The following is a 19,311-nucleotide window of genomic DNA, read 5'->3' as shown; positions in this document are numbered from 1 at the left end:
CGCACACTTCGCCGTCCCTCCATCCGTACCTCCCCCACGATCCGCACCTCGCCCACGATCCGGAGCCGACGCCGTGACCCCGCCGCCGACCGACCCGCTGACCGCTCTGCTGGAACAGGCCCGCACCGACCGGGTGTTCTCCGGGGCGGCGTGGTCGGCCGGCACCGCCGAGGGCCCCGTCCGACGCGGGCGGCTCGGCACACTCGCCTGGGGCGGCGATCCGGTCACCGACGACACCGGCTGGGACCTCGCCTCGCTCACCAAACCCGTAGTCGGACTGGTGGTGATGGCGCTGGTCGAACGCGGCCTGCTCGGGCTCACCGACCCGGTGGCCATGCACCTGCCCGAGTACGCCGGAACGGACAAGGCCGACCTCACCGTCTGGCATCTGCTGACGCACACCTCCGGCATCCCGGGCGGGCAGCGTCTCTACCGCGACCACCCCGACCGGGACGGCCTGCTGGCCGCCGTCCGCGACCTTCCGCTGCGCGACGGCCGGCCGGGCACCCGGGTGGAGTACAGCTCCCAGGGCTTCATCGTGCTCGGCCTGGTCGCCGAGGCGGCCGCGGGACGACCGCTGGACACGCTGGTACGCGAGTACGTCGCGGAGCCGCTCGGCGCCACCGACCTCACCTTCAACCCGCCGCGGGAACGCTGGAGCCGTACCGCCGCCACCGAGGAGTGCGCCTGGCGCGGCCGGCTGATCCAGGGCACGGTGCACGACGAGAACGCCGAGGTGCTCGGCGGGGTGTCCGCACATGCGGGGCTGTTCGCCACCCTCGCAGACGTCGAACGCCTCGCGCTGGCGCTCGTCCGCGGCGGCCGCGGCGAGCACGGCCGGCTGCTGGCGCCTCGTACGCTCGCGGTGATGACCAGGCCGGCCACCGACCACCTGAACCTCCGCAGATCCCTTGCCTGGCAGGGAAACGAGCTGCTGTCGACACTGCCCGGCGACCTGATGAGCGGATCGGCGTACGGGCACGCGGGGTTCACCGGCACCAGCCTGTGGGTCGACCCCGAACTCGGGCTCTACGTCACACTGCTCACCAACCGCGTCCACCCCGAGCGTGACCCCAGCACGATGCCCCGGCTGCGGCCGCGCTTCCACAACCTCGCGGTGACGGCCGTCCTCGGCGCGTGAGGCCGAGCGGGATCAACCGCGGCGAAACGCGAGGTTGGCGGTACGGAACAACGACCCCAGCTGCCAGGCGGAGACCACGCCGGTGGCCAGGGAGAGCGCGACGGCCGGGGTGGAGGCGGCCAGCATCCACTCGATCTGTTCGGCGTTGGCGACGTTCATCACCGCCGAGGAGACGGTGGACACCAGCACCGCGCCGCCGCACAGCACGACCAGCAGGGCGAGAACGAGCCGGACCGGCACCGTCCTGCGCGCCGACACCATCAACAGCGCGGCGAGGACGCAGCCGGCGATCCCGCCGGCGATGCCCGCCCAGTCGGTGAGGTCGGACAGAACGCCCAGCCGCCACTGGTGGTGTGGCCCCGGCGCACTCGGCACCTCCGCACTCCACGTGAGTGCCCAGGCGAGCACCGTCGCCGGCATGGACACCGCGCACACCGCGGCCGTCCGCCGTCCCTGCACCGCCGCGAGTTCGGGGGCGTACGCCGCCGCGACGTCCTCGACCGGCCCGCACTCCCGGACTGCCCGCAGCTGTGCCTCCCGCGCTGTCATCCCGGCCTCGACGTAGGCGTCGGCGGCGTCGCGCAGCCCGTCGGCGAGTTCGGTGGCGATGTCACGCCGGGCGCCGCGCGGACCACGAAGCGCCCGGCCGAGCGCCGTGACGTACGCGGTGACGGGTCCGTCGTCACCGCGGCTTCCGTGTGCCGGCGTCCTCGGCGTCCTCGGCGTCCTCGGCGTCCTCGGCGTCCTCGGGTTCAGGGTGGTCACGGTCGTCACCGCCCCACCCGGTCGGCTCGTCCCGGGGGCTGGGCGGCGGCACTGGCCGGCACGAGACCCGACGGCGTACGGGCACAGGCGAACGCCGCGCGCAGCGACCGGGCCAGTGACCGGACCAGCAGGCACGCACAGGCGATGGTGACCGAACCCACCAGCAGCCCGATCCACGAACTCGCGAACGCCTGGCTCGGGCCGTCGGCGTTGACGACCATCAGCGCCACCGAACAGCTCAGCGTGACGGTGAACGCGAGGACGCCGACCACTCCCACGGCGCCCGTCAGCGAGGCGGCCGGCCGGCCGCGCCGGGCCGCGAGCACCATCAGCAGGACCAGCGCCACGGCGGATCCGCCGGCCAGCAGATCCGAACCGGTGACGACCCTGGACAACGCCGACACCACGGGATTCGGCGGGGCGTTCCACGGGCCGGAGATCATCCACGGCACGTCCCACAGCAGGTTGAGGCCGGGCATCAGCACCGCGACGAGCATCGCGGTGTGCCGGCCCTGGACCGCGGTGAGCTCGGGGCGGTACGCGGCCGCGGTGTCCTCGGCCGGCCCGCACTCGGCGACCGCCCGGACCTGCGCCTCCCCCGCCGGCAGACCGGCTCGGACGTGGGCCCGCGCGGCGTCGTACAGACCGTCGGACAGCTCGCACAACATCTCCGCCCGGGCCGACGCGGGGCCGGGCAGCAGCTGACGCACCCGCCGGACGTACCCGTCGATCGGCCCGCTCATCCCGGCTCCCCCAGGATGCCACCGATCGCCGTGGTGAAGCGGCTCCAGTCGGCCCGCTCACGGGCCAGCTCCTGCCGCCCGGCGCGGGTGAGCTGGTAGGTGCGTCGCCGGCGGCCGCCGACGACGCTCCAATGGCCGGAGATGTACCGCGCACGCTCGAGGCGGCGCAGCGCCGGATAGACGCTGCCGGTGGGCAGATCGAGGACGCCGCCGCTGCGGGCCTGCAGGGCCTCGATGATCGCGTAGCCGTGCAGGGGTCCGTCGGAGAGCGTCGCGAGCAGCAGCGCGTCCAGGTGCCCGCGTACGATGTCGGCCTTCACAAGTATGCAGCCTACTCATCCTCCCGGCTGCCGGACAGGTCCGCGGCACGGCCCTCAGGGACGATCTCCGGTATTCCCCTGAGTGGACTTCGGGGTGGACGCGGGCAGCGAAGACCAGGGAACAACCCGATTCATATGTAGGCTGCCAGCACATAGCCTGGGTCGCGTCCACATCCGAACCCGGGAGGTCCGTTGCCGTCCGCCGTCCTCACCGCCAGCCCCCGGCCCAGTCCGCCGGGCGTCCCCGCGGGCGGGCCCCGGGCCACGCTGTGGCTGCTGCGGCTCGTCGCGCTCGTCCACGCCGGTCTGGTGGTCGGCCAGCCCGTGCTCGCCGGGATCTACCTCAGCGGCCGCTTCGACGCGCTCGCCACCCACTCCCTCAACGCCGGCCTGGTGATCCTCGCCTGCCTGTGGCAGGTCGGCGCCGCGCTCGTCTACGTCTGGCCCGGCCGGGGACGCGGCTGGCCCGTCCTGGTGAGCGCGCTGCTGTTCTTCGCCGAGGGAATCCAGACAGGCATGGGGTACGCCGGCAAGCTCGCCGTGCACGTACCCCTCGGCGTCACCGTCGTCACCACCCAGGTGGTGTTCGTGGTCTGGCTGTTCCGACCGGGCGCCCGCCGCCCCCGGCGCACCCTGCAGAGGCAGCCGAAGGCGGGTGAGCAGGCATGACCGCGACGACCGATCTTCTCCAGACACCACCCGGCACCCGGCCGCGCCGATCCCTGCTGGTGCTGCGGATCACCGCACTGGTCACGGCCGCGGTGTTCTTTCTCCAGCCTGTCCTGGCCGGAAGCTATCTCTCCGGGGACGTGGGCGCACTGGGCACGCACGAGACGAACGCACACGTGGTCACCTCGACGACGTTCGTGCAGTTGGTGGCCGCACTGGTCTACGCGTGGCGGGGCCGCGGGCGCTGGTGGCCGGCGGCGCTGTCAGCGGCGCTGCTGGTGGCCGCGGAGACGCAGGTGTTCCTCGGCTACGCCCAGACCCTCCTCGTGCACGTCCCCCTCGGAGTGGGCCTCGTCCTCACCCAGATTCTCTTCACCTGGTGGCTGCTGGGTTCGCACGCACGCCGGGCCCGACTGCGTAGGGAGAACCACCGATGAGTACGCCGCTGTCAAGGCGAGGTTTCCTCGGACTGGTCGGCGCGGCCGGAGCCGCCGGGGTCGCCGGGCCGTTCGGCCTGGCCGGCTGTGGCCGGGACACCACCGGGCAGACGGCCCAGCTGCTCACCACCCTCGCTCCGAGACCACGGCCCTACGCCGTACCGTTGCCGGTGCCCACTGTCAAGAAGCCCTTGCGCAGCGACGCGACCACCGACTACTACGAGATCGTCCAGCGGGTCGCCGACGCGGAGATCCTGCCCGGTCTGCGCACACCGATCCTCGGGTACGACGGCACGTTCCCCGGGCCGACGCTGGTGAGCCGCAGCGGCCGGCGGACCGTCGTACGTCACCGCAACACCCTCCCCGTGCCGACCGTGGTGCACCTGCACGGCGGGCACACACCGCCCGACCACGACGGCTATCCCGTCGACCTGCTGCTGCCGGTCGGCGGCTGGAACCCGGGCGCCGGGCACGGCTCCGGTGGCCACCGGACCGGCTCGATGGCCGGCTCGACGGCGAGCTCCATGGCCGGCGACGTCCGCAGAGGCGAGCGCGACTACGCGTATCCGTTCCACCAGCGCGCGGCGACGTTGTGGTACCACGACCACCGGATGGACTTCACCGGCGCGCAGGTCTACCGCGGCCTGGCCGGCTTCCACCTGGTGCACGACGACGAGGAGCAGGCCCTCCCGCTGCCGAGGGGTGAGCGGGACGTGCCGCTGATGATCTGCGACCGGGCGTTCGAGGAGAGCGGCGCGTTCCGCTATCCCGCGCTGGACCGCGAGCTGCGGTCCACGCCCGGTGTCACCTCCGCCTACATGGAGGGTGTTCTGGGCGACGTCATCCTGGTCAACGGCGCGGCGTGGCCGGTGATGGAGGTGGCCGCCGCGCGCTACCGCTTCCGGATCCTGAACGCCTCCAACGCCCGCCGCTACCGGCTCGCGCTCGACCCGGTGCCCGGTGAGGGCGCGCCGTTCGTCCAGATCGGCGGGGACGGCGGCCTGCTGGAACGCCCGGTGGACCAGGACACCATCCTCGCCGCGCCGGCCGAACGCTTCGACGTGGTGGTGGACTTCTCGGCGTACAAGCCCGGAACGGTGGTGACGATGCTCAACCAGCTGGGCAGCGGACCGACCGCGCGGGTGATGCGCTTCCAGGTGACCCACCAGGTGAAGGACGACAGTGCGATCCCGGCCAGGCTCACCCGGATCGACAGGCTCGACCCCGCCAAGGCGGTGCGCACCCGGGTGTGGCGGTTCGCGAAGGGAGACGTGCACGGCGAGAGGGGCTGGACCATCAACGGCCGGCCGTTCGACCCCCGCCGGATGGACGCCCGGCCCCGGCTCGGCGACATCGAGATCTGGCGGTTCCAGGCCGACCTGCACCATCCGGTGCACATCCACCTCGACCCGTTCCAGGTGGTCCGCCGGGGCAACCGCGGTCCCGGGCGCTTCGACGGAGGCTGGAAGGACACCGTCGACCTGCGGCCCACGGAGTACGTCGACGTCGCGGTGCGCTTCACCGACTACCGCGGCCCGTACCTCCTGCACTGCCACAACCTCGAGCACGAGGACATGGCGATGATGGCCGCGTTCGCCACCACCTGACCCCGGGCACTCAGGCCCGGGCGGTCAGGCCCGGGCGGTCAGGCCCGGGCGGTCAGGCCCGGTCGGTCAGGCATCGCGCGCCGGCGCTACCCGGCCGTGAACGCGCGGTGCACCTTGCGGACCGCGCGGGCGATGTCGTCCACGTCGGCGTCGGTGTAGCGCTCGTTCCAGGACACCACCAGCAGCCGCTCGCCGATCAGGAGTTCGGCCTGCGGGCACAACCCGACGTCGTACGTCGGCTCCACCCGCGCAGGCGGAGAGTGCAGCGGAAAGCCGGACCGGCCGTAGGTGCGGCGTTCGGTGAGCACCGGCGTGCGGTAGACCGGCCGGGTCAGGTAGCCGCCGTTGGCGGGGATGCCCTCGGCGGCCAGCGCCTTGCCGTAGTCGTGGCAGGTGCCGCCGGCCTGGCCGGGGTCGACGACGAGGGGGTACTGCCAGTAGCTCACGCCGCCCTCGTCCGGCGGAGTTGCCAGCCCGGCCAGGCCGGACAGCGCGGTGCTCAGCCGTTGCGCACCGGCCCTCCGGTCGGCCACCACGCCGGCCAGCTTGGGCAACTGGGCGCGGGCAACCGCCGCCTGCAGCTCCGTCATGCGGTAGTTCGTGGACAGGAACAGGTGCGTGCGCTCGTCGGTGTCGCGCGGCCAGCCCTTGTCGGCGAACAACCGCATCCGCCGGGCCAGGTCGTCGTCGCCGGAGATGCACAGACCGCCGTCGCCCGCGGTGATGTGCTTGGACTGCTGCAGGCTGAAGCAGCCGATCTGGCCGACGGTGCCGGCCAGCCGCCCGTCGGAGCAGCGGGTGAGGTACGCCTGGGCGCAGTCCTCGACCAGGATCAGGCCGTGCTCGTCGGCCAGCGCCCGTAGCTCCACCACCGGGGCCGGCGCGCCGAACAGGTGCACCGCGATGATCGCCCGGGTGCAGGAGGTGATCCGCGAACGCACCGACTCCACGTCCAGGTTGCCGGTGCGCGGATCCACGTCGGCGAAGACCGGAACGGCGTTCTGCATCAGGATCGGCAGCACGGTGCCCGCGTCGGTGATCGACGTGGTGATGACCTCGTCGCCGGGCTCGGGGTCGACCGCGGCCACCGCGAGGTGAAGGGCGGCGGTGCCCGAACTCGACGCGACCGCGTGCGGGAGCCCGTAGTAGTCGGCGAACTCGCGTTCCAGCTGCCGGGTCTCGTCGCCGACCGTGCTGTTCAGCCGGCCGGAGGCGACCACGCGGGTGACCGCCTCGATCTCCTCCGCGCCGAGGGTGCGGCCGGCCGCGTTGCCGACGCTCGGGAACGCAGCCGTGCGTACCGGGGTGCCGCCGTCGATCGCGAGGGGCTCCTCGCCCGGCCGGCTCATGCGTACCTCACCATGCCTACCTCACCATGCGTGTCGGAGAAGGGGATCCGTCCCGCGTGCGTACTGCAGTGGCCGAACCACAATCTATACGGTCTTGACCTAAAGTCCAGTACGCGGCAAGCTCCTTGGAACGCCTCGGCACCGGCCGGAGCCACTCACCCGTACGCCCACCGCGGGCCGGGTCCGCGCTTCCCCGCATGTCACCGCACGTCCGAAGCACGTCCGAAGCACGTCCGAAGCACGTTCCCGCATGTCCCCCGCCCGGAGGAGACAGCAATGACCAGTTCCGGCCCCGCCGACAGCACCGCGTACGGCACCGCCACCGGCCCTGCTCGCGGCCCACGCCGGCGGGACGTCCTTCGCCTCGCCGCCTTCGGGGCGGTCGGTGCCGCAGGCGTACTCTCACCTCTCGCCAGGCCGGCCCGCGCCGACGCCGCCACCTCCGCGGCAGCGCGCACCCAGGCGACGGCCTCCTCGGTCCTGACCGCTTCCACGCTGACGCCCTCGACGAAGTCCGGCTCGACGTACTACACCCCGGAGAAGGTGGCCGCGGTCCGGCGCAACATCGCCGCCTACGACTGGGGCGCGCGGCTGCGCGACAGCACCGTGGCGGCCGCGAAGCCATACCTCGACAAGGGTGACGAGTGGCTGTGGAGCCTGGTCACCACCCAGCGGCTTCCCCGCAGCTACGCCGTCAACCAGGCGCTCGGCTCCCCCGTCACCGGCAAGGACATCTTCCGGTTCGGCAACTACCCCTTCACCGCCGACCCGATGAACCGCCCGTGGAAGATCGTGGACCCCTCCTGCGACTACGTCTTTCCCACCAACGACTTCGGCGCCTACTACGCCAGCGGCCTGGACGAGCACGGCGAGTTCGATCCCGCCCGCGCGGACCGCTCCCTGCTGGTCAACGAGCTCTACCCCGAGAAGGGCCCGACGTGGGGTGTCGACGACGGGTTCGGCTGGGTCGACGGCAACGGCGACAAGTGGACGTTCGTCGCCTACTACCACCACTGGCACCTGTGGTACGCCGCGGTGGAGACCGCCAGAGGTGTCATCCAGAACGCGCTACGGACCCTGCGGGACGCCTACATCTACACCGGTGAGACGAGGTACGCCCACGCCGGCCTGATCCTGCTGGACCGGATCGCCGACGTCTATCCCGCGATGGACGCGGCGGCCTACAAGCGCGCGGACGGCTACCTGCAGTCCGACGGCCTGTCCGGGCAGGGAAAGATCCTCGGCTGCATCTGGGAGGTGCCCCTCGCCAAGGACTTCGTGACCGCCTACGACGCGTTCTTCCCGGCGATCGCGACCGCCGACGACGCCGACGTGCTGGGGTTCCTGTCCGCCAAGGCGCAGAAGTACTCCCTTCCGGCAAAGGACTCCGTGGCCGCGGTCAAGCAGAACCTCGAGGACGGCCTCGTCCGCCAGGTCTACCCGGCGGTGAAGGCCAGCCAGATCGCCGGCAACTTCGGCACCCACCAGGCCACCCTGGCCACCGCGGCGGTGATCCTCGACTCCGACACCGAGACCAAGGAGCAGATCGACTTCGTCTTCAAGACCGGCGGCCGGGTCAGCGACCCCAAGCTGCACATCACCGGTGGAAACCTGAGCGCCACGCTCGTCGACGACGTGGACCGCGACGGCATGGGTGACGAGGGCGCGCCGCACTACGACTTCATCTGGCCGGTGGCGATCGCCGGTGTGGTGGACGCGCTCGAGGGCTACCCGAAGTACGCCGCTGCCGACCTGTGGAAGCACCCGAAGTACCTCCGCATGGTCAGGGCCGCGCCGATGGTGACGATGCTCAACCGCTACACGCCGAGCATCGGTGACACCGGCACGACCGGCGGGCCGGAGCTGTACGGCAGCGCGACGGTCTACACCGGGCAGTTCGAGCGGACCGGCTGGCTGGAGCTCGCGCAGTCGGCGTACCTCCTCAACGGCAACAAGGTCGACGGGCTGTACGGCAGCATCTGGTCCGCCGACGTGGAGGGGACCCGGGACAGGGTCGCCGCGCTGATCAAGGAGCACGGCCCGCTGAACCTCGGCTCGGAGAACCACACCGGCTTCGGGTTCGCGGCGTTGCGGGTCGGGCAGGGCGCCACCCGCCGGGAGCTGTGGACGTCGTACGGCCGTACCACCGGGCACGGGCACGCCGACGCGCTCAACCTCGGGCTGTTCGGCTTCGGTGTCGACCTGCTGCCCGACCTCGGCTACCCGGAGTTCGCCGACAGCAACGCCCGCCGGGTGGAGTGGACGTCCAACACGGTCGCGCACAACACCGTGGTGGTCGACGCGACCCGGCAGGCGGTGGAGTGGGTCGGCCTGCCGTACGGGTTCGCCGCGGGCGAGCGGGTGCGGGTGTTCGACATCGCCGCACCGAAGGCCTACCCCAAGACCAGCCTCTACCGCCGGGTGACCGCGCTGGTCGACATCGACGGCGACAACTCCTACGCCGTGGACGTCTTCCGGGTGATGGGCGGCAGCCAGCACCACTTCTCCTTCCACGCCGCCGAGGGCCCGGTCACCACCACCGGTCTCACACTCACCGACCAGCCGACCGGAAGCTACGCCGGTCCGAACGTCGAGCCGCCGGCCGACAACGCCAAGCCGCGCGCGACCGCGAGCGGTTTCGACTGGCTGTCCCACGTGTCCCGCGACGCCGACCCCGATCCCGCGTACAGCGTGGACTGGGCGGTGAAGGACACCTGGAACGTGCTGGATCCCGACCCGGACCTGCACGTGCGGCTCACCATGCTGGGCGACGTCGACGAGGTGGCGCTGTGCGACGGCGTCCCGCCGCGCAACAAGCCCGGCAACCCTGCGAAGCTGCGCTACCTCCTCGCCAGGCGGACCGGCACCGACCTCGCCAGCCAGTTCGTGTCGGTGGTCGAGCCGTACGTCGGCGACCGCCTGGTGAAGTCGGTGGAGTCGGTACGCGTGGAGGCCACCGACGGCACCATCGCGCCGCACGAGGCAACCGCCGTCAAGGTGACCTTGACAAATGGCCGGATCGACTACGTGGTGAGCTCCTTGCGCACCGACGTGGTGCTCCGGGTGGACGGGCGCTTCGTCTTCCGCGGCTCGTTCGGGGTCTACTCGCTGTCGGGCGGACGCCCGATGTACGCGTTCGGCCACGACGCCTCGATGGTGGCCGCGGTCAACCAGGTGCGCGGACCGGCCGCGCTCACCGGCACGGTCACCGGGTTCACCCGCGACCTCAGCACCGTCAACTCCCTCACCCTCCGGCTCGCCGGCGCCGCCCCCGCACCGGAGTCGGTCGCGGGCAGCTACGTGTACGTCGACAACGACGGCGTACGCAACGCGGTCTACCGGATCCTGGGCGCCACCCGCCCGGACACCCGCACCCTCGTCCTGGACATCGGTGACGTCACCACGATCCGTGGGTACGCCGACCCGGAGGACTTCGACAAGGGGTACGTCTACGACGTGGCCGAGGGCGCGGCCGCCCGCATCCCGCTCACCCGGGAGTGGACGGCATGACCTTCCGCCGCGGCGTACCACCCGCCGAGCCACATCCGTCCCAGCCTCACGACCACCAGCCGTACGACCCGACGAACCACACGAGGTGACCGCACTCATGGCCAGCACGCTCGCCCTCCGGGGCGGCACTCCCGTCCGCACCCAGCCCTTCCCCGCCTGGCCGCGAGCCGACCGGCAGGTGGGCGCCGAACTGCTCGACGTCCTGGACTCGGGCAGGTGGGGCAGCACGCACGGCGACCGGGTGGCCGCGTTCGAACGCGACTTCGCGGCGTACCAGCAGGCGGCGCACTGCGTCTGCGTGAGCAACGGAACCCTCGCCCTGGTCGCCGCGCTGCGTGCGGCCGGGGTGGGGATCGGCGACGAAGTGGTCGTTCCGCCGTACACCTTCATCGCCAGCGCGGCGGCGGTGGTCCTCGTCGGTGCGGTTCCGGTGTTCGCCGACGTCGACCCGGCCACCCACCTGCTCGACCCGGCAGCGGCGGCGGCCGCGATCACCCCGCGCACCCGGGCGGTGATGCCGGTGCACATCGCCGGCCGGCCGTGTGACCTGGACGCGTTCGCGGCACTCGGGCGCGAGCACGGGGTGGCGATCGTCGAGGACGCCGCCCAGGCCCACGGCGCGGAGTGGCGGGGCCGTCGCGTCGGCGCGCTCGGGGACCTCGGGACGTTCAGCTTCCAGACGTCGAAGAACATCAGCGCCGGCGAGGGTGGCGCGGTGGTCACCAACGACGACCGGCTGGCCGAGCACCTGTACGCGCTCGCCAACGTCGGCCGGGTACGCGGCGGCGGGTGGTACCAGCACGAGCACCTGGGCTACAACCTGCGGCTGACGGAGTTCCAGGCGGCGATCCTTGCAGGACAGCTGCGCGACCACCCGGCGACCCAGGCGACCCGGGACGTCAACTCCCGGTTGCTCGGGTCGTTGCTGGGCGAGGTGGAGGGCGTGTGGGTGCCGGCCGACGACCCGAACGTCACCGCCCACGGCCGGCATCTGTTCCTGATGCGCCTGCCCGAGCTGGGTGCGGCCGGGAGGCGGGACGCGTTCGTGCAGGCGCTGGCCGCCGAGGGCATCCCCTGCTCCGGCGGTTACGTCGGACTGCACCGCAACAACGCCCTGCGGGAGGAGATCGCGGCGCTCACCAAGCGACTGGACCAGCCGTACGCCGAGCCGCGGGTCCCGGGCGCCGATCAGGTCGCCGCCGACACCGTGTGGCTGCCGCAGCACGCACTGCTCGGAACCGAGGGCGACGTACTCGACATCGCCGCGGCGGTTCGCAAGGTGCTGAGCCAGGCGCACACGCTCTGACTGCTCGAAGGGTGTCCCGCGCCGGTGGCGGGAGTGCCGTCCACCCCTCGGACACGTGGGGACGTGGAGACTTACGGGTGCTGTAGGCCCCGTAAGTCTCCACAGCTCCCCAGGGACAGCGTCTAGGCTCGGGGACGCAGCAGGGCCGCCGACCTCCGCGGGGTGGGTCGGCGGTCCTACTGTCTTCTGCGGCCCCGTAAGTCAACTGCGGTCGGCGGTCCTACTGTCTTCTGCAGCGTCGCAGTCCAACTGCGGTCGGCGGTCCTACTGTCTTCAACCGTTCAAGAGCCGACTGCGGTCGGCGGTCCTCGCTGCCATTCAACCGCGGCGGGCGTACCAGTTGAGGTTGGCGACGTTCAGCAGGCTCGAGCCGAAGCCCGGCTGGACCTGGTGGTCGTCGTAGATCGCCCGAGCGTGGGTGAACACCCGCTCGTCCCACCACGCGACCGCCATCCACCGGGGCGCCTGGAGGTACTGCCCGGATGCCGCCAACCCACCGCCACCGTCGACGCGGGTGTTGGTGGTGGCGATGCCCTCGGGTGTGGTGGTGGCGAGGTTGCGGGTGTACGTCGCGGCCAGCGCCGCCATGTCCGCACCGCGGAAGACCACTCCGGACCGGAACGCCCGGACCGCGAAGTCCACCTCGATCGCGCCGTGGCTCACGTCCTCGTACTGCTGGGCGCCGCGCCCGCCCGACCCGTACGCCGGGGTGTAGATCGACACGTCCGTGGCCGGGTCGCCGGTCTTGGCGTAGCCGTCGTACATCCGGCTGGTGGTGGGCCAGTAGTGCCAGGTGGCCGCACCGCCGCTGTCAACCTCGAGTTGCGTGGCGAACATCCGGGCCAGCCGGCTCGCCCGGTCGCGGTAGGTGCGGTCCCGGCCGATCTCCGCGAGCGCGAGATAGGTGCGGCCGAGAGCGACACTCTGGTTGATGGGCTGGACGTTACCGTCGTACGGGAGCGGCATGCCCCTGGGCCACTGGAACCATCCGGTGCCGTCGGATCCGTCCCGCCACTCCTCGTCGTGCACGGCGGCCGCGTCCCGTGCGGCCGCGGCGTACTCCTCGGCCTTGCGGCAATAGCGCGGGTCGCGGCGCAGCCGCGCGTCGGTGAGCACCGTGGCGGCGAACCAGGCGAGCGGGTAGCTGATCATCCCCGTGTGCACGGCGAACACGACCGGCGCGGACACGAGGGCGGTGTCACCCGGCGCCGGGGGATCACCCGCCGTGGGTGAAGGACGCAGGTCGCGCACGGTCACCATCGTGCCGGTGGGGTACGCGTCGTACACCCGGGTGACCACGTAGTCGGGACTGCCCGGGTCCATGGTCACGTCGGCGAAGGTGTCGGTCCGGGCGTACTGCGCGTTGGTCACCGCGAGGGTGAACCGCCCGCCCCCTTCCGCCTGCACAGTCGCGGTCGCCCGGTCGGCGTAGGCGAGTGCGCTCCGCACCTCCAGCACTGGTGTGCCGGCCGAGTCGGCCAGCCGCGCGATCCCCACGGTGTAGGGGTTCATCGCCCGCCACGCCGGCCGGGAGCGCCCGGCGTAGTCGGTGACGCCGCGCTCGCTGTCCCGGTTGGCGAGTACCAGGTCGGCGTTGTGGACGAACCTGTCGAGGTAGTAGCTGTCGCGGTAGGCGTCGTACATACGCAGGAAGCTCGCCAGCACGTACGACTGACCCCAGGCCAGGCCGCCGGCCTCGTTCGGCTCGTCCGGCTGCCCGGAACTCCCGCTCTCGTGGAAGGTGCGGTCGAAGACGTCGTACGTCTCCCGCGCGGTGTAGTCGTACGCCGATGACGCCGATGACGCCGCGGCCAGCGCGTGGCGGGTCGGTGCGAGAACGGGCAGGCCCCCGCCCGTCACACCGGCCCCGGCCGCGCCGAGCACGATCGCCGAGGAGCCGCACCGGCGCAGGAACGCCCGGCGGCCGAGTTGCCCACTGCTCATGGATCCTCCCTCGTTCGAGGCTGAGTCGAACCGGCCGCGCGGCCCGCCGCGTCAGCCGGGCTGTCCCGCGGTGGTGACGGTGAACACCGACGTACCGGCCGGCAGGTCGGCGGCGAGCTCGAGCAGGCGGCGCCCGTGGCGGGTCACCACGGCACAGGTCGCGTCACCGGTCAGCACCCGCGGAGCGGTCCCGGGGCCGGCCCGTCCTGGCACGGCAACCAGCACACCCGCACCCTTCACTGCGGTGGTCGCGGTCACCTCGACCCGCAGTTCACCGCTGCCGGCACCGGGCTCCACGGCGACGCGGACGCCGCGCCGGGCACGCTCCCAGTCGTTGAGCTGTTCGGCGGTCCACCACTGCATGCCGAGCCGCCGGGCTTCCTCGGCCACCTCCCGGCAGGCCTGCGCGACGTCGGGCTTGGTGTGCAGGTGCGCGGCGTGGAACAGGAAGTGTGCGACGCCGTGTACCTCCAGCGCCTCCGACAAGATGACGTCCCGGATGGCGGTGTGCCCGGCCCAGGCGAGGTCCTGGGTGTGCAGCGGGAGCTCGAGGACGTCGATCCGGCGGTTGTGCTCGCCCACGCCGGCGATCGGGAAGCTCAGGTGGCACGACCCGAACGGGAACCCGACGTTGCCCTGCTTGCTCGGACCGCGCGACTCGTCGATCCGGATGCCGATCCGCTCACACCACAAGAAGAACTCGTCCCAGCCCTCCCAGCGGGTGTAGTGGTTCTTGTTCGAAACGATGTCCTCGCGCCCGGTCAAGGCCTGCGCCCAGGCGTACTGCGCGCGGAGCTGCGGCCAGCCCCAGGAGGCGATGTCGGCGTCGCCCATCGCGTTGTAGTGCAGCGCCTGTTCGTGGCCGCGGGCGGCGATCTCGGCCACCACCTCCGGCCGGTAGCCGCCGGGGAAGCAGTGGCACCACGTCACGTGGACGCCGGCCTGGTCGAAGACGTCGAGCGCGCTGAGCGCGGCCTCGGAGTCGTTGCCGTCGGAGTCGTGGGACATGTGTGCCACGGCGGGGACACCGGCCGGCCAGTAGTACAGCCACGGTACGGCGATCCCGGCCGCCTCGGCCGCGTCGAACAGCAGGTGGAGGAAGTCCAGCCGGAGCCGGTCGGCCTTCGCCCGGTGGAACATCGGCGCGGCGGCCGGCGGCGGGTAGGTGTGGGAGAACGCGCCCTCCAGCGCGGGCTCTCCGGGCGGCACCATCCGGTCCTCCTCGTACGACAGCGCAAGCCCGTCGTCACACTTGAGGATGCCGTCGTCGACCGGGCACGACCCGTCCGGTGCAGGCGGGCCGTCCTCGTGCACCGGGGTGCCCTGCTGGATGGTGACGATGCGCTCCCACAGGTCGGCCGGGAACGCTGTCTCACCGGCCGGGCTCACGATCCGGCCCTCCGCCGGGTGCACCACCACGGAGCCGCCCGCGGCCAGCCGGGCGGCCGCCTCGTCCGGGCGGATGACGTCGTACGGCACCCGTAGGTGGTCGAGGACCTCCGTGGAGTAAAGCCACCACGCGTTCTCGTTCCGGGCATGCGCGGCGGCTCGAAGGTCCGGATCGAGCACTACCGCGACGGGACTGGTGCCACTCACGTGACTTCCTCCTTGGGGCCGGCGTGAAAGATCCCGGCGGACCTTCCGTACGACCGGACAGAACGGGTTATCCGCGGACGGGCAGGACCGCGCCCAGCAGGGCGCGGGTGTAGGGGTCTTGCGGCGTACGGAAAAGTTCCTCCGTCGGCGCCAGTTCGACGATGTGTCCCTGGCGCATCACCGCGACCCGGTTGGCGAGGCGTTCCACCACGGCGAGGTTGTGCGAGATGAACAGGCAGGTCAGGCCGAGGCGTTCGCGCAGATCGTCGAGCAGGTTGAGGATCTGCGCCTGGATGGAGACGTCCAGCGCCGACGTGGGTTCGTCGCACACCAGCAGGTCGGGTTCGAGTGCCAGGGCGCGGGCGATCGCGATGCGCTGCTGCTGGCCGCCGGAGAACTGCCGGGGATACAGGTCCGCAAAGCGCGGGTTGACGCCCACCAGGTCCAGCAGCTCCAGTGCCCGCGCCCGCCGGCTCTCCTTGTCGCCGATGCGGTGCAGTCGCAGCGGCTCGGCGACGTTGCCGGCCGCGGTGTAGTGCGGGAGCAGCGAACCGTAGGGGTTCTGGAACACCATCTGCATCCGCCGCCGGACGGTACGCAGATCCCGGCCGGGGACGGCAGCCAGGTCGGTGCCGTCGAACAGCACCCGGCCCGACGTCGGCTCCTGCAGCCACATCAGCAGCCTGGCCACGGTCGACTTGCCGCTGCCGCTCTCCCCCACCAGGCCGAGCGTCTCGCCGCGCACGACGTCGAACGACACGTCGTCGACCGCGACCACGTCGCCGGCCGGGGTGGAGAACGTCTTGCCGAGGTTCTCCGCACGCACGAGCACGTCCTCAGGCATCCGGCACCACCTTCCAGCACGCGGCCTCCCGGCCACCCGTACCCCCGGAACCACCGGCACCGCTGCCGCCGGAACCACTGACGCCGGGACCACCGCCACCGAGCGGAAGCAGCGGCTGGTCGGTCAGGCAGCGCGGCGCCTCGGCCAGTCCGCACCGGGGATGGAACGCGCACCCCTGCGGCCGGCGGGCCAGGTCCGGCGGAGCGCCCTGGATCGGTGCCAGCGCCCGGCCGCGGTCGCCGATCTCCACGCACGAGCCGAGCAGGCCGACGGAGTACGGGTGGCGCGGTGAGTCCAGCAGCTCCGGCGTGGTCGCCCGCTCCACCACCCGGCCGGCGTACATCACCACCACGTCGTCGCAGAAGTACCGCGCTACGCCGAGGTCGTGGGTGATCATCACGATCCCGGTGCCGCGGTTCTTCACCTCCACCAGCAGGTCGAGGATCTGCCGCTGCACGGTCACGTCCACGGCGGTGGTGGGTTCGTCGGCGATCAGCAGGGCCGGCTGGGTGAGCATCGCCATCGCGATCATCGCCCGCTGGCGCATCCCGCCGGACAGCTGGAAGGGGTACGTACGGATCCGGCGTTCGGGGTCGGGGATGCCGACGTCGCCGAGCGCCCGCACCGCCCGGTCACGGGCCTCGGCCTTTCCACAGATCCCGTGCCAGAGCAGGTGTTCGGTCAACTGGCGTTCGAGGGTGAGGGTGGGGTTCATCGCCTCCATGGCGTTCTGGAACACCATGCCGATGTCCCGCCCGCGTACCCTCCGCATCTCCCGCTCACCGAGCCGGAGCAGGTCGCGGGGGCCGGCGGCACCCCGCTCGCGCCGGCCACGGCCACCCGGTCGGTCTCCTCCGGCCACGGCCGGATCGCCGTCCCGGCCTCCGGCGGCGTGGTTGAACCACACCTGACCGTCCGCGATCCGCGCGGTGCGCGGCAACAACCGCAACAGGCTGCGCGCGGTCACCGTCTTGCCGCTGCCGCTCTCTCCCACGATCGCCAGCGCCCGGCCGGCGCGCAGGTCGAAGCTCACGCCGTCCACCGCGCGCAAGGTCTCCTTGCCCCGGCGGAAGTGCACGTGCAGGTCGCGGACCGACAGCAGCGGCGCGTCCGGACCGGGATCGGAACCAGAGCCCGCGCCGGCGTCGTGGCCGGGGCGGCGCCGGCGGTCGTCCGCGCGGGACCGGGTCGGTGTGCTCATCGTTGCTCCGCCGTCGGGTCGAAGGCGTCCCGCAGCCCGTCGCCCACCCAGGTGAACGCCAGCAGCGTCAACGCGAACAGGGTTGCCGGGAAGACCATCACGTGCGGTGCGGCCAGGAGGTAGCGCATTCCGTCGGTGATCATCGCGCCCCACGAGGGCGTCGGCGGCTGGACGCCCAGCCCGAGCAGGGCGAGACCCGCCTCGGCCGAGATCGCCGCCGGGATGGCGAAGCTGGTGGTGACCAGGATGGGCCCGATCGCGTTCGGCAGGATGTACTTCACCGCGATCGTGGTGCCACGCGCCCCCATCGCGCTGGCGGCCTCGACGTACTCCCGCTGTTTCAGGGTCAGCACCTGCGCCCGGACCAGCCGGGCCTGGGTCACCCACGAGGCGATGCCGATGGCCAGGATCAGCGCGAACAGGCTGCGGCCCAGCACGGTCACCAGCACCACCGCGAACAGGTAGCTGGGGAACGCGTACATGACGTCCGTGAGACCCATCAGGGCCTGCTCGACCCGGCCGCCGCGGTAGCCCGCGACCAGGCCGACGAGCAGCGCGAGCACCAGCGCGGTGATCTCCGCGCCGAACGCCACGACCAGCGCCGTCCGCAGGCCGTAGACGAGCCGGCCGGCGATGTCGCGGCCGAGCAGGTCGGTGCCGAGAGGGTGGCCGGGCGCGCCGATCGGTGCGAGTCGGGCGGTGTAGTCGACCTCGGCGTAATGGTGCGGCGCGACCAGGGGTGCCGCGATCGCGGCCAGCACCAGCAGGGCACAGAACACCAGGCTGCCGAGGGCGAGCCGGTTCGCCCGGAACCGGTCCCACGCCCGGGCCCACTGTCCCCTGGGCCGCTCCTGTTCGGTCACAGTGTTTCCTGCGGTGAGATCCGCTGCGACGCCTTCCGAGAGCGCGATCGTCCCCACCCCCCTTCGGCCCGGATCCGTGGATCGAGTACGCCGTACACCAGGTCGACCAGAAGGTTGGTGACCATCAGGATGACCGCGAAGAACAACGTGCTGCCCATCAGCAGCGGCATGTCCCGGCTGGCCGCCGCGGCGGCGAAGTAGAGGCCCAGCCCGGGGATGCGGAACAGCGCCTCGATGAACACCGTCCCGGTCATCAGCCCCGCCAGCAACGGGCCGACCACCGTCACCAGCGGGATGAGGGAGTTGCGCAGCGCGTGCCGGACGATGACCGTGCGGCGCGGGCCACCCTTGGCGTAGGCCGCGGTGACGTACTCCTCCCGCAGCGTCTCCAGCATGCTCGACCGGACGTAGCGGGCGAGCACCGCGGCCGGCCCGACGGCCAGCGCGAGCACCGGCATGATCAGGTTGCGCGGCCCGGAGAACCCGCTGGAGGGCAGCACGTGCAGCGTGGCGGTGAACAACAGCACCAGGAACGCCGCGCTGAGGAAGCCCGGCAGCGCGTGCCCCAACGTGACCAGGAACATCGTCCCGTGGTCGGCCGGGGAGTTCTGCCGCAGCGCGGCGAAGACACCGACCGGCAGGGCGATCAGCAGCGCCAGCAGCACCGACAGCAACGCCAGCGTGGCCGACACCGGGAACGCCTTGGCGATGATCTCCTGGACGTCCAGCGTGGGGTACTTGTACGACGGGCCGAAGTCCCAGGTGACCGCGCCCTTCATGAAGATGAGGTACTGCTTCCAGACCGGGACGTCGGCGCCGTAGCGGGCCTTGAACGCGTTCGCGACGTCCTCGGTGCCGGCCGACCCGATGGTGCTGGCGCCGCTGCTGATCCGCTGGATGTCGGCGAAGTTGCCCGGCGCCAGCTGCAGCAGGACGAACGTGATCAGCGACACCGCGACCAGCGACGCCACCAGCCGCAGCAACCGGCGGCCGAGGTACGCCGCGAACCCGAACAC

The 19,311-nt window shown here is 72.0% G+C and carries 16 protein-coding genes; 6 read left to right on the top strand and 10 right to left on the bottom strand.

Annotated features, from left to right (window positions below; all coding sequences use genetic code 11):
- The first annotated feature begins 73 nt into the window (after positions 1-73).
- Entirely contained in the window at positions 74-1,141 is a 1,068-nt protein-coding gene (locus tag ABZV93_RS15150) for a serine hydrolase domain-containing protein (RefSeq protein ID WP_354935427.1), read from the top strand.
- A gap of 12 nt (positions 1,142-1,153) precedes the next feature.
- Here the strand turns inward: ABZV93_RS15150 and ABZV93_RS15145 are convergent, their stop codons facing one another.
- From ABZV93_RS15145 to ABZV93_RS15135, 3 genes are read right to left on the bottom strand one after another with little or no spacing between them, the layout of a single operon-like run.
- Complete coding sequence (locus tag ABZV93_RS15145; protein ID WP_354935424.1) at positions 1,154-1,906, bottom strand: permease prefix domain 1-containing protein; 753 nt, start codon at positions 1,904-1,906, stop codon at positions 1,154-1,156.
- Positions 1,907-1,911: 5 nt separating this feature from the next.
- Positions 1,912-2,649, bottom strand: a complete 738-nt coding sequence (locus ABZV93_RS15140; protein WP_354935421.1) for a hypothetical protein — start codon at positions 2,647-2,649, stop codon at positions 1,912-1,914.
- The gene (locus ABZV93_RS15135; protein ID WP_354935418.1) at positions 2,646-2,969 is read right to left on the bottom strand and encodes a helix-turn-helix transcriptional regulator; all 324 of its coding nucleotides are present in this window, start codon (positions 2,967-2,969) and stop codon (positions 2,646-2,648) included. Before ABZV93_RS15135 ends, ABZV93_RS15140 begins: the two co-directional genes overlap by 4 nt.
- Before the next feature lie 192 nt (positions 2,970-3,161).
- Between ABZV93_RS15135 and ABZV93_RS15130 the strand changes: the two genes are divergently transcribed.
- The 3 genes from ABZV93_RS15130 to ABZV93_RS15120 are packed head-to-tail and all read left to right on the top strand — an operon-like array spanning position 3,162 to position 5,682.
- A complete protein-coding gene (locus ABZV93_RS15130) occupies positions 3,162-3,638 on the top strand; it encodes a hypothetical protein (protein ID WP_354935415.1) in 477 nt (158 codons plus the stop codon).
- A complete protein-coding gene (locus ABZV93_RS15125; protein WP_354935412.1) occupies positions 3,635-4,075 on the top strand; it encodes a hypothetical protein in 441 nt (146 codons plus the stop codon). The genes ABZV93_RS15130 and ABZV93_RS15125 overlap by 4 nt, the downstream gene beginning before the upstream one ends.
- On the top strand, positions 4,072-5,682 hold the full coding sequence (locus tag ABZV93_RS15120; RefSeq protein WP_354935409.1) for a multicopper oxidase family protein: 1,611 nt from the start codon (positions 4,072-4,074) through the stop codon (positions 5,680-5,682). The genes ABZV93_RS15125 and ABZV93_RS15120 overlap by 4 nt, the downstream gene beginning before the upstream one ends.
- Before the next feature lie 86 nt (positions 5,683-5,768).
- On the opposite strand, the gene ABZV93_RS15115 is transcribed toward ABZV93_RS15120, so the two are convergent.
- On the bottom strand, positions 5,769-7,031 hold the full coding sequence (locus tag ABZV93_RS15115) for a DegT/DnrJ/EryC1/StrS family aminotransferase (RefSeq protein WP_354935406.1): 1,263 nt from the start codon (positions 7,029-7,031) through the stop codon (positions 5,769-5,771).
- A gap of 276 nt (positions 7,032-7,307) precedes the next feature.
- Between ABZV93_RS15115 and ABZV93_RS15110 the strand changes: the two genes are divergently transcribed.
- Positions 7,308-10,541, top strand: coding sequence for a heparinase II/III family protein (locus ABZV93_RS15110; RefSeq protein WP_354935403.1), 3,234 nt, complete (start codon positions 7,308-7,310; stop codon positions 10,539-10,541).
- A 97-nt stretch (positions 10,542-10,638) separates the two neighbouring features.
- Positions 10,639-11,847 (top strand): DegT/DnrJ/EryC1/StrS family aminotransferase, encoded by a 1,209-nt coding sequence (locus tag ABZV93_RS15105; RefSeq protein ID WP_354935400.1) that lies wholly within the window; start codon positions 10,639-10,641, stop codon positions 11,845-11,847.
- Between the two features lie 318 nt (positions 11,848-12,165).
- Here ABZV93_RS15105 and ABZV93_RS15100 read toward each other — a convergent pair whose 3' ends face one another.
- The 6 genes from ABZV93_RS15100 to ABZV93_RS15075 all read right to left on the bottom strand — a co-directional run bounded on the left by ABZV93_RS15100 (position 12,166) and on the right by ABZV93_RS15075 (position 19,311).
- Positions 12,166-13,791: a hypothetical protein gene (locus tag ABZV93_RS15100; protein ID WP_354935397.1), complete on the bottom strand. Its 1,626-nt coding sequence runs from the start codon at positions 13,789-13,791 to the stop codon at positions 12,166-12,168.
- Positions 13,792-13,842: 51 nt separating this feature from the next.
- A complete protein-coding gene (locus ABZV93_RS15095; protein WP_354935394.1) occupies positions 13,843-15,387 on the bottom strand; it encodes a hypothetical protein in 1,545 nt (514 codons plus the stop codon).
- A 67-nt stretch (positions 15,388-15,454) separates the two neighbouring features.
- Complete coding sequence (locus tag ABZV93_RS15090) at positions 15,455-16,231, bottom strand: ATP-binding cassette domain-containing protein (protein WP_354935391.1); 777 nt, start codon at positions 16,229-16,231, stop codon at positions 15,455-15,457.
- Positions 16,224-17,432 carry an ABC transporter ATP-binding protein gene (locus ABZV93_RS15085; RefSeq protein WP_354935388.1) on the bottom strand — a complete coding sequence of 403 codons (1,209 nt, stop codon included), beginning with the start codon at positions 17,430-17,432 and terminating at the stop codon, positions 16,224-16,226. The genes ABZV93_RS15090 and ABZV93_RS15085 overlap by 8 nt, the downstream gene beginning before the upstream one ends.
- Entirely contained in the window at positions 17,429-18,295 is an 867-nt protein-coding gene (locus tag ABZV93_RS15080) for an ABC transporter permease (RefSeq protein ID WP_354935385.1), read from the bottom strand. The genes ABZV93_RS15085 and ABZV93_RS15080 overlap by 4 nt, the downstream gene beginning before the upstream one ends.
- Positions 18,292-19,311 (bottom strand): ABC transporter permease, encoded by a 1,020-nt coding sequence (locus ABZV93_RS15075; RefSeq protein WP_354935382.1) that lies wholly within the window; start codon positions 19,309-19,311, stop codon positions 18,292-18,294. The genes ABZV93_RS15080 and ABZV93_RS15075 overlap by 4 nt, the downstream gene beginning before the upstream one ends.

Origin of the sequence: Actinopolymorpha sp. NPDC004070, assembly GCF_040610475.1 — a bacterium.
Lineage (GTDB): Bacteria > Actinomycetota > Actinomycetes > Propionibacteriales > Actinopolymorphaceae > Actinopolymorpha.
Note: the sequence above shows the minus strand (reverse complement) of the source record. Positions and strands in the feature narration are given on the sequence as shown.